The 13,743-nt window shown below is 70.4% G+C and carries 12 protein-coding genes and 1 tRNA gene; 4 read left to right on the forward strand and 9 right to left on the reverse strand.

Annotation, left to right across the window (positions count from 1 at the left end):
- Positions 1 to 31: 31 nt before the first annotated feature.
- Positions 32 to 400, reverse strand: coding sequence for a hypothetical protein (locus ACZ4QV_RS32020; RefSeq protein ID WP_361581240.1), 369 nt, complete (start codon positions 398 to 400; stop codon positions 32 to 34).
- A complete protein-coding gene (locus tag ACZ4QV_RS32025; RefSeq protein WP_361581237.1) occupies positions 391 to 1,053 on the reverse strand; it encodes an ATP-binding protein in 663 nt (220 codons plus the stop codon). Before ACZ4QV_RS32025 ends, ACZ4QV_RS32020 begins: the two co-directional genes overlap by 10 nt.
- A 200-nt stretch (positions 1,054 to 1,253) precedes the next feature.
- On the opposite strand from ACZ4QV_RS32025, the gene ACZ4QV_RS32030 reads away from it, so the two are divergent.
- The 3 genes from ACZ4QV_RS32030 to ACZ4QV_RS32040 all read left to right on the forward strand — a co-directional run bounded on the left by ACZ4QV_RS32030 (position 1,254) and on the right by ACZ4QV_RS32040 (position 2,744).
- Positions 1,254 to 2,090 carry a helix-turn-helix domain-containing protein gene (locus ACZ4QV_RS32030; protein ID WP_361581234.1) on the forward strand — a complete coding sequence of 279 codons (837 nt, stop codon included), beginning with the start codon at positions 1,254 to 1,256 and terminating at the stop codon, positions 2,088 to 2,090.
- 11 nt (positions 2,091 to 2,101) lie between these two features.
- Positions 2,102 to 2,305 (forward strand): DUF397 domain-containing protein, encoded by a 204-nt coding sequence (locus ACZ4QV_RS32035; protein ID WP_361581232.1) that lies wholly within the window; start codon positions 2,102 to 2,104, stop codon positions 2,303 to 2,305.
- A gap of 136 nt (positions 2,306 to 2,441) precedes the next feature.
- On the forward strand, positions 2,442 to 2,744 hold the full coding sequence (locus ACZ4QV_RS32040; RefSeq protein ID WP_361581230.1) for a hypothetical protein: 303 nt from the start codon (positions 2,442 to 2,444) through the stop codon (positions 2,742 to 2,744).
- 141 nt (positions 2,745 to 2,885) lie between these two features.
- On the opposite strand, the gene ACZ4QV_RS32045 is transcribed toward ACZ4QV_RS32040, so the two are convergent.
- From ACZ4QV_RS32045 to ACZ4QV_RS32055, 3 genes are all read right to left on the reverse strand, one after another.
- Positions 2,886 to 3,827 (reverse strand): aldo/keto reductase, encoded by a 942-nt coding sequence (locus ACZ4QV_RS32045; RefSeq protein ID WP_361157191.1) that lies wholly within the window; start codon positions 3,825 to 3,827, stop codon positions 2,886 to 2,888.
- A 72-nt stretch (positions 3,828 to 3,899) separates the two neighbouring features.
- Positions 3,900 to 5,465 carry an MFS transporter gene (locus tag ACZ4QV_RS32050; RefSeq protein ID WP_361581227.1) on the reverse strand — a complete coding sequence of 522 codons (1,566 nt, stop codon included), beginning with the start codon at positions 5,463 to 5,465 and terminating at the stop codon, positions 3,900 to 3,902.
- Between the two features lie 244 nt (positions 5,466 to 5,709).
- Entirely contained in the window at positions 5,710 to 6,963 is a 1,254-nt protein-coding gene (locus tag ACZ4QV_RS32055; RefSeq protein WP_361640460.1) for a M23 family metallopeptidase, read from the reverse strand.
- 582 nt (positions 6,964 to 7,545) lie between these two features.
- Here ACZ4QV_RS32055 and ACZ4QV_RS32060 point away from each other — a divergent pair.
- The gene (locus tag ACZ4QV_RS32060) at positions 7,546 to 8,574 is read left to right on the forward strand and encodes a DUF2332 family protein (protein ID WP_361581221.1); all 1,029 of its coding nucleotides are present in this window, start codon (positions 7,546 to 7,548) and stop codon (positions 8,572 to 8,574) included.
- Positions 8,575 to 8,694: 120 nt separating this feature from the next.
- Here the strand turns inward: ACZ4QV_RS32060 and ACZ4QV_RS32065 are convergent, their stop codons facing one another.
- The 4 genes from ACZ4QV_RS32065 to ACZ4QV_RS32080 all read right to left on the reverse strand — a co-directional run bounded on the left by ACZ4QV_RS32065 (position 8,695) and on the right by ACZ4QV_RS32080 (position 13,692).
- The gene (locus ACZ4QV_RS32065; RefSeq protein ID WP_361157472.1) at positions 8,695 to 9,780 is read right to left on the reverse strand and encodes a PP2C family protein-serine/threonine phosphatase; all 1,086 of its coding nucleotides are present in this window, start codon (positions 9,778 to 9,780) and stop codon (positions 8,695 to 8,697) included.
- Positions 9,781 to 10,206: 426 nt separating this feature from the next.
- Positions 10,207 to 10,593, reverse strand: coding sequence for an STAS domain-containing protein (locus tag ACZ4QV_RS32070; protein WP_361581218.1), 387 nt, complete (start codon positions 10,591 to 10,593; stop codon positions 10,207 to 10,209).
- A gap of 428 nt (positions 10,594 to 11,021) precedes the next feature.
- A tRNA-Lys gene (locus ACZ4QV_RS32075) sits at positions 11,022 to 11,094 on the reverse strand.
- A 345-nt stretch (positions 11,095 to 11,439) separates the two neighbouring features.
- Positions 11,440 to 13,692 (reverse strand): DEAD/DEAH box helicase, encoded by a 2,253-nt coding sequence (locus ACZ4QV_RS32080; protein ID WP_467763763.1) that lies wholly within the window; start codon positions 13,690 to 13,692, stop codon positions 11,440 to 11,442.
- Positions 13,693 to 13,743: the final 51 nt, after the last annotated feature.

Below are 13,743 nucleotides of genomic sequence, written 5' to 3' on the forward strand. Positions count from 1 at the left end.
GTTGGGAGATCGACTCGCCACGAGGGCAGCCCTAGCTCGCCTCTTCGGTACGACCGCTCCACCGGGCATGTTCCACCATGACCTGATCTGCGATCTGCCCGATTCTGCCCAGGGTGTATCGGAGAGCACTCGTCACGCTTGTACGGTGGGGCGGAGTCACCTCCTTCACGTGAACGGGAAACGACACGGCCGACACGTTCGGGCCTAAACACACCACGACCACAAAGCTGTCGTCCCGGGCGTCAGCCGGCACCAATGGGTGCACCACGACGTCTGCCAACAGCCCAGCTGCCCGCCCCGCCATGACGACGAGCTCGACGTCGAGAGCGTCACCACAGCTCGCTACGTCTCCTCCGTACTCCTCCGCGACCTTTGCCACTACCGCATCCGTCAGTTCCACTGAGCAGCACCTCCCGACTGTCCTTCAAAGTGCATCTGCGCCCTGTCCAGAACTTCCTCTGGATCACGACCGTGGGCACGAAGCCACCAGAGAAGGTCAACGATCAGTGCGGTCGCCGCTTCTTCGCGTGTCGCCATGCGGAGACGATCACTCAGCGCGGTACCCCTCGCCGGCGTGCAGTCGTAGAGGGTCAGTAGCGCGTCAGCCTTGAGAATCTGCGGGTCGCACGTGCCACGCTGAGGCATGGCAGCGGACGCGGCGATTTCACACCACGTGATCTTGCCTGTGGACGTGGGCGCCACTCCCCACCGGTCTGCCAAGGCGCTCACGAGCCCGAGTCCGCGCCCCGTTTCTGCGGAGGGGGCGGAGGAGCGGAGTTCGGAAAACTGGGTCCCCAGGGGGTCTCGTACCTCAATGCGCAGAAGTGCCGCACTCAGCGAGACAGTGAGGGTGGTCGGGGCTCCAGTTCCAACGTGATCAATCACGTTGGTGATCAGTTCGCTGACACAGAGTTCGGCTGTGTCCTCGATGTCAGAGAGCCCCCACGCCTCCAGACGGGCGCGGGTGAGTCGTCTCAAGTGAGGAACCGCTTCAGGCTCGGCGATGAAGTCGCTCGACCAGCCAGGTTGAAGCAGACGGTGGTTGGAGTTCATGGATCCAGCTCCCTCGCGTTGGCGCACGCCAAGACGATCACCATCGGTGACAGTCGGGCGTAGTTGGTCGCCCTGCGTGAGAGCGTGGCAGCCTCCCATCTCGCCATGCAATGTGCACGGAGGGATTCGCTCCAACGAGTGATTGGCCGGTCCGGGTGCGGCGGGAAGACTGAACCTCCGGTGTCACAAGGAGGTTTGCTATGGCTGGTTCACCCACCGCACGCCGTCGCCGACTCGCGATCGAACTCAGGCGTCTTCGCGAAGACAACAAGCTGACCTGCAACGACGTAGGAAAGGCCCTGGACTGGAGTGGTTCCAAAGTCAACCGCATGGAGACCGGGCAGGGCAGAGTGCAACCGTCGGACATCGACGCCCTTTGCCGCTTCTACGAGACCAGTGACGACCTTCGGGAGCTGCTGAAGGAGCTTGCGAAACAGTCCAAGACCCGGGGCTGGTGGCACGCGTACGGGGCAGCCGTTCCCTCGTGGTTCTCGGTGTACGTCGGGCTTGAAGCAGCCGCTTCCAGCCTGCGCACTTACGAATGCGAGTTCGTCCCCGGATTGCTGCAGACCGAGGCCTACGCACGTGAGCTGCACCTGGCGACGTCACAGTCCCACCCTGATGACGTCGAGCGCATGATCGCCGTGCGGATGAAACGCCAAGCCCTGCTGACCTGTCCGCACGCCCCCACCCTGTGGGCGATCATGCATGAGAGCGCCCTGCGACACACGGTGGGTGACAAGGACGTGATGCGCGCCCAGTACGAACGCCTCCTGGACGTGGCCCACCTGAAGAACGTCACCGTGCAGGTTCTGCCGTTCGACGCGGGAAGTTACCCCGCCACCGGTGCGTACACGATCTTGGGCTTCCCCGAGCAGGAAGACCCTGACATCGTGTATCGCGATGGCTTGACGGACGCGGTCTATCTGGAACAGGTGGAAGACATCGCGTGCTACGCGAGGTCGTTCGACAACCTGCGCGCACTGGCGTTGAGCCCACGGAGATCAAGCAATGTGATCAGACAGCTCATGACATAAGGACTGACCTGATGAATACGGCTTCGCTCCCCACATGGCACAAGAGCAGTTACAGCAATGGTTCAGGTGGCAACTGCGTCGAGACGTTCTCCATATCGGACGATGCCATAACGCTGGTACGTGACTCGAAGCGCTTGGAGGGGCCGGTACTCACCTTCGGGACAGAAGCGTGGCGCCTGTTCTTGGACGAGGTTCGAGGAGCAGGCTGGGCCTGAGTCCCACACCGATTCCCACTGGGCACAGCATCTCCACGACCCGAGCAAGCCGTGATACCTCCCCAAAGCCGTGATCACGGCTCAAGCGTAAGGTCGAAGGGCTAGTCGAGTTGTCCCTGATGTGGAGGTAATGCTCATGGCTCGGGTGCCGAGTTCGTTGGTGGCTGTGACGGGGCTCGTAGGTGGTTTCGGCGTGGCGCGTTGGACCAAGAAGCGGCCGTTGGGTGGGGTGGCGCTGGCGGCGGCGGGGGCCTTGGCGGCTCGGGAGTGGGAGCGGAAGGCGGGGAAGAAGGCTGCTGCGGTGTTGAGCGGGGCTTATGTGGCGGCGTTTGCCGGGTCGCATCCGTTGGCCAAGAAGGTGGGGGCCTGGCCTTCGGTGTTTGCGGTGGCGGGGGTTGTGGGGGCGGCTTCGTGGGCTGTAGCTGATCGACGGGCGTAGCCGGGGGTGCTGGGTCCGTTTTGGGCGAGGGGCCTGGCACGCGCGGGTGAAGGGCGGGGGCGTACCAGCACGCGCGGGTAGAGGGCGGGTGCGTACCAGGGGGTACGCACCCGCCCTTTGCGTCGCGGGGGGAAAGGGTGGTCAGGCCGAGGCCTCGTTGAGGAGGGTCAGGTCGTTCTGGGTGAGGTGGAGGTCGGGGGCGGACATGAGGGCGGGGAGCTGGTCGACTGTGCGGGCGCTGGCGATGGGGGCCGCGACCGTGGGCTGGGCGGCGAGCCAGGCGAGGGCCACCGTCGCGTGTTCGGCCTGGTGGGAGGTGGCGACCGTGTCGAGGGCGGCGAGGACCTTGCGGCCTCGGTCGGTGGCCAGGTGCTTGGCGGCCGTCTCGGAACGGGCGCTGTTCACGTCGCTGTCCGGGCGGTACTTGCCGGTGAGGAAGCCCGACGCCAGGGCGTAGTACGGGACGGCGGAAACGCCGTGGCGGGCGGCGGTGTCGGCGAGGTCACCTTCGTAGGTGTCGCGGGAGACCAGGTTGTAGTGGGGCTGGACGGCGACGTAGCGGGCCAGGTTCTCGTCGGCTGAGAAGGTCAGGGCGGCTTCGAGGCGCTGGGCCGAGATGTTGGAGGCGGCGATCTCGCGGACCTTGCCGGCCTTGACCAGGTCGTCGAGGGCCGGGAGGAAGTCGGAGACGGCGAGGGACTCGTCGTCGTAGTGGGTGTAGTAGAGGTCGATGTAGTCGGTGCGCAGGCGGGTGAGGGAGGCGTCGACGGCGGCCTTGATGGTGGTGGGGGCGAGTCCCTTGAGGTCCGGGTACGCGCCGACCTTGGTGGCGATGACGACCTCGTCGCGGTTGCCGCGGGAGGCGAGCCAGTTGCCGAGGACGGTTTCGGATTCGCCGCCCTTGTTGCCCGGCGCCCAGGCCGAGTAGACGTCGGCGGTGTCGATGAAGTTGCCGCCGCCGGCGACGTACGCGTCCAGGACGGCGAAGGACTCGGGCTCGTCCGCGGTCCAGCCGAAGACATTGCCTCCGAGGGAGAGCGGGAAGACGGACAGGGAGCCGAGAGACTTCTGTGTCGCGTTCATGATCTGTCCAAACCAGGAGGAGCCGCACCAAGTCGCGGCTGAGGGAAGGGGAACGGGAGGCAGCGGGGTCGGTCACGTGTCGGGGGCCGTGGACAGCGGGCTGGCGATGCTTTCCAGGGAGCGGCGTTCGGCGCGTACGGCCAGGAAGGCGGCGGTCAGGCCGGCCAGGCACATGAGGGCGGCGCCGATGCAGAAGGCGAGTGCGGTGTCGGCCGCCACGCCGGATTCCGTCAGTTCGGCGAAGACCAGGGGGCCGCTGATGCCGCCCGCGGCCGTGCCGATCGCGTAGAAGAAGGCGATGGCCATGGCCCGGGTCTCCATCGGGAAGATCTCCGAGACGGTCAGGTACGCGCTGCTCGCACCCGCCGACGCGAAGAAGAGGACCACGCACCAGCAGGCGGTGAGCGTGGTGGCCGTCAGATGGCCGGCCGCGAAGAGCCAGGCGGTCGCGAAGAGCAGGACGCCGGAGAGCAGGTAGGTGCCGGAGATCATGATGCGGCGGCCGACGGTGTCGAAGAGCTTGCCCAGGAGGAGCGGGCCGAGGAAGTTGCCGGCCGCCATGACGGCGAAGAAGTAGCCGGTGTGCGAGGTCGACACGTCGAAGAACGAGGTGAGGATGGCGCCGAAGCCGAAGGTGACGGCGTTGTAGAGGAACGCCTGGCCGATGAAGAGGGCAAGGCCGAGGATGGCGCGCCGGCGGTAGCGCGAGAAGACGGTGCGGCCGATTTCGAGGAAGCCGATGCTCTTGCGGGGGTGGATGGTGATCTCACCCTCGGGCTCCGGGAGGCGCTCACCCTTCTCGCTGGTGATCTGCTTCTCGATGGAGGTGACGAGACGATCCGCCTCGTCACCCCGGCCGTGGATGAACAGCCAGCGTGGGCTCTCGGGCACGCTGCGGCGTACGAGGAGGATGACCAGGCCGAGGACGACGCCGAGCGCGAAGGTCAGCCGCCAGCCGAGGTTCATGGGAAAGATGTCGGTGTCCAGCATCACGATGGACAGCAGGGAGCCGCCGATCGCGCCGAGCCAGAAGCTGCCGTTGATGACGAGATCGACGCGGCCCCGGTAGGCCGAGGGGATCAGTTCGTCGATGGCGGAGTTGATCGCCGCGTACTCGCCGCCGATCCCGAAACCGGTCAGGAAGCGGAAGAGGAAGAACCACCAGGAGGAGAAGGAGACCGCGGTCAGGGCGGTGGCGGCCAGGTAGACGGCCAGGGTGATCAGGAAGAGCTTCTTACGGCCGAAGAGGTCGGTGAGCCGCCCGAAGAACAGCGCGCCCAGGCAGGCCCCGGCCACGTACAGCGCCGCGGCGACACCGGTGACCTGCGCGGACGAGATGGGCAGCCCGCTGCCGTGCTCGGACAGGCGGCCGGCGATGTTGCCGACGACGGTGACTTCCAGGCCGTCGAGGATCCACACCGTGCCGAGGCCGACGACCACCATCCAGTGCCAGCGCGACCAGGGGAGGCGGTCGAGGCGGGCGGGGACGTCGGTGGTGATGGTGGGGGCAGCGACATTGCGGTGGGACGCGGGCGGGTGGGTGCCGGTGGGGGTACGGGGGCTGCTGTCCCCGGGCGCTGCGGCTCCCCCGCCGTACTCCGCGCCCGACGTGTCCCCTGCCTTGTCGTTCGGACTCATCGCACCCTCCTGAACCGGGCCGGGGCCGGTCACCCCGGCGGCGCATCCGTCCGAGTGCCCGGCGGACAGCGCGCGAAGCAGGGGAAATGCCCAGGTTGAGGGGGATTCTCTTACGAGGCGGGGGGCCACCGGGGCAGATCGGCCCCGCGGCGCGGCAGCGTGTCGTGGAGGAGGAGGGAGGACAGGGAGGAGGGAGAGGAGGGAGAACGAAGGGGGAGAGGGGTAGGGGGAGGTGCCTCCGGGCTCAGACGCCGATGCCGTGTTCGCGCAGCCACGGCTTCGGGTCCACCGGGGTGCCGTGCGGGCGTACTTCGAGGTGGAGGTGGGGGTCGGTGACGTTGCCGGTGGCGCCGACCCGGCCGATGATGTCGCCGGCGGCGACCCGGCCGGAGGTCCGCACCAGGGAGGACAGGTGGCAGAACCACAGTTCCGTACCGTCGTCCAGGGTCAGGACGGACCGGTAGCCGTACGCGCCGGCCCAGCCCGCCTGCGTGATCGTGCCGCCGTGGATCGCCTTGACCGGGGTGCCTGCGGGGGCGGCGAAGTCCTGGCCCGTGTGGTTGGCGGCCCAGCGGTCGCCGGCCTGGCCGAATCCGGCGGCGAAGGTGTAGGTGGAGAGCGGGGTGACGGAGCCGCGGGCGGGCGGCGTCGCGTGCTGTGCGGCGTTCTCGGCAGCGGCTTGCTCCGCGGCGAGACGTTCCTCCTCGGCGGCGCTCTGCTGCCGGTCGGCGTGCGGGCTGACGTGGTCGCTCAGCGACTGACCCACGCCCGTGCCGTGCAGATCGCCCGTACCGTGCAGGTCCCCGGTGCTGTGCAGGGCGCCCGTGCCGGGCATGCCGCCGGTTCCCCGTCCGGCCGCGGCGGGAGGGGCAGAAGCGGCGGAAGCGATGGAAGCGGTGGGCTCGGTGCCGGCCTCCACAGCGTTCGAGGAAGCCTCGCCCGAGGGAACCAGGTCCGGAAAAACCGTGTCCGGGGAAGCTGTGGCCGAGTCGGGTGCCGGCTCGCCGACATCCGGCAGGGATATCGCGACCTGCGGCTTCCCCTCGGCGGAGGCCATGCCGCCGGCGCCGACCGCCGCGATCACGCCGACGCCGAGGGCCGTACCGCTGCGGGCGAGTCCGCCACGCTGCTTGCCGGCCACCCGGTGCTTGCCGCGTGCGGGCCGTACGGAGTCCTCGGTGGGGTTCCACTCCTCCCAGGTGCCGGTGTCGAAAGCAGTCGGCTCGGCAGCGAACGGCCCGGAGCCGGCAGCCGGAACAGCGGTGGGAACGGCGGCAGCAGCAGTGGCAGCGGCGGTGCCGGAAGCGAAAGCACCAGGCGCGACGGCGGCAACATCGGCCGCCGCCCCGCTGGCAGCAGCATCGGCCGCGCCCCCGCTGACGGCGGCATCGGCCGCGCCGCCCGCACCCGCGCCGAACGCCTGGAACGGGCCGGAGGCGCCGGGAGCGGCGCCGAAAGGAATCTCGGAGCCGGAGCCGGCAGGGCTGTTGGACGCCACGGGGGCGTACTCCTTTCCTTCCTCTCGCCTACCGGGTCAGCGGTGGAGCCGCCTCCCAGGCCGGTCCGGCGCCGGAGCGGGACGGACCTCCGGAGTCGTGCGGGCGCTGGGAGTGCGGAGCAGGAAGACCTGCCACGGACGGCAGGCGGCGGACGGCAGGCGACTTCCGACGGATCGGCGGCCGTCCGGCCCGGCGCACCCCAACGTGGTGGTTCCCCGGTTCCCAGGACACGCGCTGGTACTGCACCGGCCCCGAGGCCGGTCCAGTGGTGCCCCAACGGTGATTCAGTTGTGAACCTGCTGACGGGATTAGGCGTCGGCGCACGGTGCCGCCTCTTGCGACGGCTGGGACGACCGCGCTGCGTTATCGGACTGTAATAGAAACGATGGGCCGATACCAAGCGTTCCGCCGAAACCATGGGCGCTTTGGGATAGCTTTGGCCTGAGGTTAAACACCCATCTGCTGACAAAACAGGGCGAGTTGCCGAGCGCTCTTCAAACCTGTGATGCGCGATTGTGCGGGAGTCGTTATGCGCAGGGGTGCCCGGCGCTCACCCCCGGTGAGCGCAGTAACGTCTGATCATGGTCGTCAACAGCGCGCAGGCACTGGCGGATCGATACGTGGACTTCGCCTGGTACCAGGCACGGGGGCAGTCCGACGCCCATGAGGAACTGGCCGCGCGGATCGGCCACGACCCCGAGTTCTGCGACCATCTCGCGCGCTCCCTGCCCGCCGGCAACAAGCAGCAGCCCCATCTCCTGTTCGCCGCGGTCCGCTACCTCGACGGCCCGTACGCCGAGCACGGGCCGCGCGGCGCCGCGGCGTACCGCGGCTGGCGTGAATGGACCCTGCGCCACTGGGAGCAGGTCAGGGCCGTCGTCATGCGGCGCCTGACGCAGACCAACGAGCCGGCCCGCTGCGCGCCCCTGCTGCCCCTGCTCGCCCGGCTCCCGCAGCCGTTGGCCCTCCTGGAGGTCGGCGCGTCGGCGGGGCTGTGCCTGTACCCGGACCGCTACCGCTACCGCTACGACGACCGGCCGGAGTTCGGGGCCCCGGACAGCGCGGCGGTCTTCCCCTGCCGTACGGGGCCGGGCACCCCCGTACCCGATCGCGTCCCGGACATCGCCTGGCGTGCGGGCATCGACCTCGACCCCCTCGACCCGGCCGACCCCGACGACGTGCGCTGGCTGGAGGCTCTCGTGTGGCCGGGCGCCACCGACGAGCGTGTACGGAGGCAGCGGGCCGCCATCGAGGCCGTACGGTCCGCGCCGCGCCCCCGGGTCGTCCGCGGCGACCTGATCGACGCGCTGCCCGCGCTGGCCGCCGAGGCCCCTCCCGGAGCGACGCTCGTCGTCTTCCACACCTCCGTGCTGACGTACCTTCCTCCGGCGCGCCGCGAGGAGTTCGCCCGGGCCGTACGGACCGTCCTCCGGGAGCGGGACCGCCCCGGGCACTGGGTCTCCAACGAGTACCGCTCCGTGCTCCCGTGGATCACCACGCCCCGCCCGGCGCAGCCGCTGGAGGTGACGGAGCGGCTGCTGACCCTGGCCCTCGACGGGCGGGCGGTCGCCCTGACCGGCCAGCACGGGCAGAGCGTGCAGTGGCTGTGAGAGCTGTGAGACCGGCACCGGGTGCCGGGTGACGCTCCCGGCCCATCGCCCACTCCACCACGGGGCGCCGCCACGCACTCCGCCGCGAAGGGCCCGCCGCCCACTCCGCGCCGCGGCCCTTCACCCCTTGAAAGGGCGCTGCACCGCCAGCAACGCCATGTCGTCCGCCGTCTCCCCTCCGGTGTGCGCCGCCACGTCCGCCACCAGCGCGTCCAGCAGCGCCGCCGGCCCCTCGCAGGCCCAGACCCGCCCGCGCAGCCGCTTCGCCGGCTCGTAGAAGACGTTGTCGGCGTCCCGGGCCTCGGTCACGCCGTCGGTGAAGAGCAGCAGGATCGAGCCCGCGGGGCAGGCCGTCTCGTCCGCCCGGTCCGGCCAGCCGGCCACCTCGCTCATGCCGAGCGGCAGCGCGGGCGACCTGGGTGTCAGCTCGCGCAGTTCGCCGTCGGGGGCGAGGAGCAGCGGTGCCGGGTGGCCGCGGTTGAGGACGCGGAGCGCCGCGTGTTCGTCCGAGGGCAGCTCCGCCAGTACGGCCGTGGTGAACCCTTCGAACTGGTCGAGGCCCTCCCGCCGGCTGCCCTCGCGTTGCAGCGCGCGCTCCAGCCGCCCCGCCACCGCCTCCAGACTGGCCTCCTGCTCGGCCGCCTCCCGGAAGGCCCCGACGACGATCACCGCGGCCTCCACCGCCTCCAGTCCCTTGCCCCGTACGTCGCCGACGATCAGCCGTACGCCGTACGGAGTGTCCTGGACGGCGTACAGGTCGCCGCCGATCCGGGCGTCCGCCTGCGCTGCCACGTAGCGCGCCGCGACCGCCAGCCCGCCGATGCGCTCGGCGGGCGTCGGCAGCACGGCCCGTTGGGCGGCCTCCGCGACGTCCCGTACGGAGGCGAGCCGGGCGTCGCTCATCCGTACGACCCGGTTGATGCCCAGCGCGAGGACGGCGACGACCAGGACGGTCAGGCCCTCGGTGACGGACTGGTTGGCGTCGCGGTCCCCGTGGTACGTCACGACCCAGGTCTCGGCGATGACGGCGGCCGCCGCGATGACGGCCGTACTGCCCAGCGAGTACAGCGGCGCCGCCACCAGCGGAGCGGCGGAGAAGAAGGGCGCGGCCGTGTACCGGGCCGGGGTGCCGCTGTCGAAGATCAGCCCCGCCACCAGGAGGATCAGCGGCAGCCAGCAGACCAGCCGCCGGCCGAACGGCGACATGCCGGAGCGGCGGCGCCGCCGCTCCCGCTCGCCCTTACGGCCCCTGCCGCCTCGACGCACCCGCACCGGCCTGCCTCCCACTCCCGTCGCAGCCGGGCCGCGGCCCGCGCCCGTCCGTACGACCACCGCCGCCGTCCCAAGGTTTTCCGCTGCCGGGCCGGGGGGCGAATCAGATGGGGCCGTACGGGTCATACGGGGCGGGGGGAGGACGGTGGGAGGACTGCCGACCGGACGGCGGGAGGACTGCTGACGGGGCGGCGGGAGGACTGCCTACGGGGCGGTGGACAGGGCGACCAGCAGGACTGCGGGCAGGGCGACGGAAACGCGGCAGGAACGCGGCAGGCCCCGCGTCCGGAAGCACCTGACGTGGGACCTCTCCACCGTCACCGGTGCTCCGCCGTGCCGGGAAGAGCCTCCAGAAACGGTTCAGCTCGGGCCGCCTGCTTTCGGCGAGCGCGCTCGCGTGCCCTCGGCACGACGTTCGCGCCAGGCCGCGTCGATGCTGACATAGCGGGGAAACCGATCCTGCAAGGCCGTCAGACGCAGGAGGCGGCCGATGGAGGGCTGGTCGTAGACCACCCGCGTCCACCGGCCCGTGGTCCGGCTCAGGTCCCAGGCGGTGCAGAGGTTGCGCAGCGGGCGGCAGTCCATGAACGTCACTCGCCTGAGGTCGACGATCAGCCACTCGGCGCCGGCCGCGGGGTCCGACCCCCGCAGCAGGGTGGCGAAGCCCAGGTCCGTGGCCGCGTCGAGCTCTCCGGACGGGTGGACCACCCGGCAGTCCTCCAACCGATCCGGCCAACGGCTCTCCACTGCTGATGCAACTCCTCAGGCTGGTGCTGCTCGAACGGGCCGTGCGGAGGGAGCCCGGGGAGGAACAGAAACCGCGTGCCCAGCCTAGAAAGGGCCGACACGACACATCGGCAGCAGCCTGACCTTGGCCCAAAACTTCGCTTTCGGAACGTACTTGTCTGTCCAGGGAAGCCCGTTGCTGCAATCGGACCGCTAATAGCCGGACTGCCACACCCATCAGAGCTGAGCAGCCTCCGGGCGGAAGCCGGAGATGTGGCACGCCGGGCACGAACGATTCCGCGGAGGGGGACCGGAGTCCCGGAGCCGTGTGTCCGTCCGCTCACGCATCGCTCACGCATGGCCGGAAAACGCCGTAGCGCCCCGGCCGAAGGAGACCGACCGGGGCGCTACGTAGCAGGTCGACGGGGGCGTCCTCCGACCTTCAGCGGTGGGCCATCAGGGGCTCGAACCCTGAACCAATGGATTAAAAGTCCACTGCTCTGCCAATTGAGCTAATGGCCCGCACCGAGCAGCATAGCCCGCGTTCCCGCCGCAGCCCGAAGGCATGGGCCATCGGGCCGGCGGAGGCGTCGCGTCCGCTTCCGCGCGGACGTGGCGCGCGAGGCTGCCGTACGGCGAGGGGCGCGGCCAAGAGGCCGCACGGGGTGCGGAGTTGAGACGCGGGGCCCGCGCCCACCCCGTACCGGAGTACGGAGTGCGGCGCGGGCCCCGCGGTCGCAGAGGGCGACGCCGTCGGACGTCGCGGACTCTGTCAGGTTTCACAGACTCCGTCAGGCGTCACGGACGTCGTCAGGAGCCGCAGGCTCTGTCAGACGTCACGGACGCCCTCAGGCGTCATGAACTCTGTCAGCCGTTGCGCTTCCAGCGCGGCTTGTCCTCACGGCGGCCGAAGGAGCTGGTGCCGTGGCCGCGGTGGTCGTCACGGCGGCCGTACGGACGGTCGCCGCTGCCCGAGCGGTAGCCGCCCGAGGAGGGACGGTCGTCGCGGCGGTCGCGGTTGTACGGACGGTCGCCGCCACCGGAGCGGTAGCCGCCGCCCGAGCGGCCGCCGGAGCGGTCGTCACGGTTGAAGGAACGGTTCGGGCGGTCGTTCCGGTCGCGGTTGAAGCCGCCACCGGAACGGTCGTCACGGCGGTCACGGTTGAAACCACCGCCCGAGCGGTCGTCACGACGGTCACGGTTGAAACCGCCACCGGAACGGTCGTCACGACGGAAGCCGCCACGGTCGCCACCGCGGTCGCCACGGTCGTCGCGGCGGTCGCGGTTGAAGCCGCCACCGGAACGGTCGTCACGGCGGTCACGGTTGAAACCACCGCCCGAGCGGTCGTCACGGCGGTCACGGTTGAAGCCGCCACCGGAACGGTCGTCACGGCGGTCACGGTTGAAACCGCCACCGGAACGGTCGTCACGACGGAAGCCGCCGCGCTCGCCACGGTCACCGCGGTCGTTGTCCCGACGGTCCCGGCGCTCGTAGTTGCCCCGCTCGTCACGGTTCGAGGAGCGGCGCGGCGCCTCGTCGGCCTCGGTGGCGGCCTGGGCCGGTACGACGGCCTCGGCGGCCTCCTCCACGGCGGCCTCGGCGGCGGCGACCGCCTCCTCCGGGTCCTCGCCCCGCTCCCGCGCGGCGCGTGCGGTCAGCCGGTTGGCCTCCTCGCGCAGCTCGGTCGCCCGGCGCTGCGCGCGCTCCAGCTCGCGGGCGAGCTCCTGCGCCTCGCGCTCGGCCTGCTTGGCGGAGTTGTTCGCCGAGTCGGCCTGCACCTCGGTGAGCGAGCGGGCGCCGGTGATCTGGGCCACGTCCTCGTCGAAGGCGCCGGCGCCGCCGACGATGTGGCGCGAGGCGTCCACGCCCGCGTCCTCCATGAGGCGGAAGATCTGGCGGCGCTGGTGCGGCAGGGCCAGCGAGACGACGGTGCCGGACTGGCCCGCGCGGGCGGTACGGCCGGAGCGGTGCAGGTAGTCCTTGTGGTCGCCGGCCGGGTCCACGTTCAGGACCAGGTCGATGCCGTCGACGTGGATGCCGCGGGCGGCGACGTCGGTGGCGACGAGGACGTTGACGTAACCGTCCTTGAAGTCGGCCAGCGTGCGGGTCCGCGCGCCCTGCGTCATGCCGCCGTGCAGCGCGTCGGCGCGCACACCGGAGTCGCAGAGCTGCTCGGCGACGCGGTCGGCACCGAGCTGGGTGCGGACGAAGATGATGGTGCGGCCCTTGCGGGCGGCGATGGCGGCGGTGACCGGCGCCTTGTCCTTCGGCTTCACGACCAGCACGTGGTGGGTCATGGTGGTGACCGCGCCCTGGGCCGCGTCGACCTCGTGGGTCGCCGGGTTGGTCAGGTAGCGCTTGACCAGGGTGCCGATCTCGTTCTCCATCGTGGCGGAGAACAGCATGCGCTGGCCGCCGGACGGAACCAGGTCGAGCAGCTCGGTGACCTCGGGCAGAAAGCCCAGGTCGGCCATCTGGTCGGCCTCGTCCAGGACGGCGGTCTCGACGTCGTCCAGCGAGCAGGCGCCGCGGTTGATGATGTCGCGCAGCCGGCCGGGGGTGGCGACGAGGACGTCGACGCCGCGCTCCAGCGCGTAGATCTGGTTGCCCATGGACGTACCGCCGCAGACGACCTTGAGCTTGAGGCCCAGGACGTCGCCGTACGGCTGCAGCGCGTCGCTGACCTGCATGGCCAGCTCACGGGTCGGGGTGAGGATGACGCCGCGCGGGCGCTTCTTCGCGGTGTGGCCGCCGGCCAGGCGGCTGAGCAGCGGCAGACCGAAGGAGAGGGTCTTGCCGGAGCCGGTACGGCCGCGGCCGAGGATGTCGCGGCCGGCGAGCGCGTCGGGGATGGTCGCGGCCTGGATGGGGAACGGGGTGGTGACACCGTTCGCGGCCAGCTTGCGGACGATCTTCTCGTCGAGGCCGAGGTCACCGAAGGTGACCTGCGGGGCCGCGGCCTCGGTGGAGGCGTCGGCGTCGGTGTCGGCGGCCGACTCGGCCGCTTCGGTCGCCTCGGCAGACGTCTCGATGACGGCCTGGTCCTGCGGCTGGTCCTGCTGGGGGGCCGCCTGCTCGTCGGCAGCGGGCAGGACGGACTGATCAGTGGAAACAGACATGCGAAATGCGAAACCTTCCGGAGTCTCGGCACAGGCACGCGCCCAAACTCC

It is taken from the genome of Streptomyces sp. NPDC026394 (assembly GCF_055567735.1).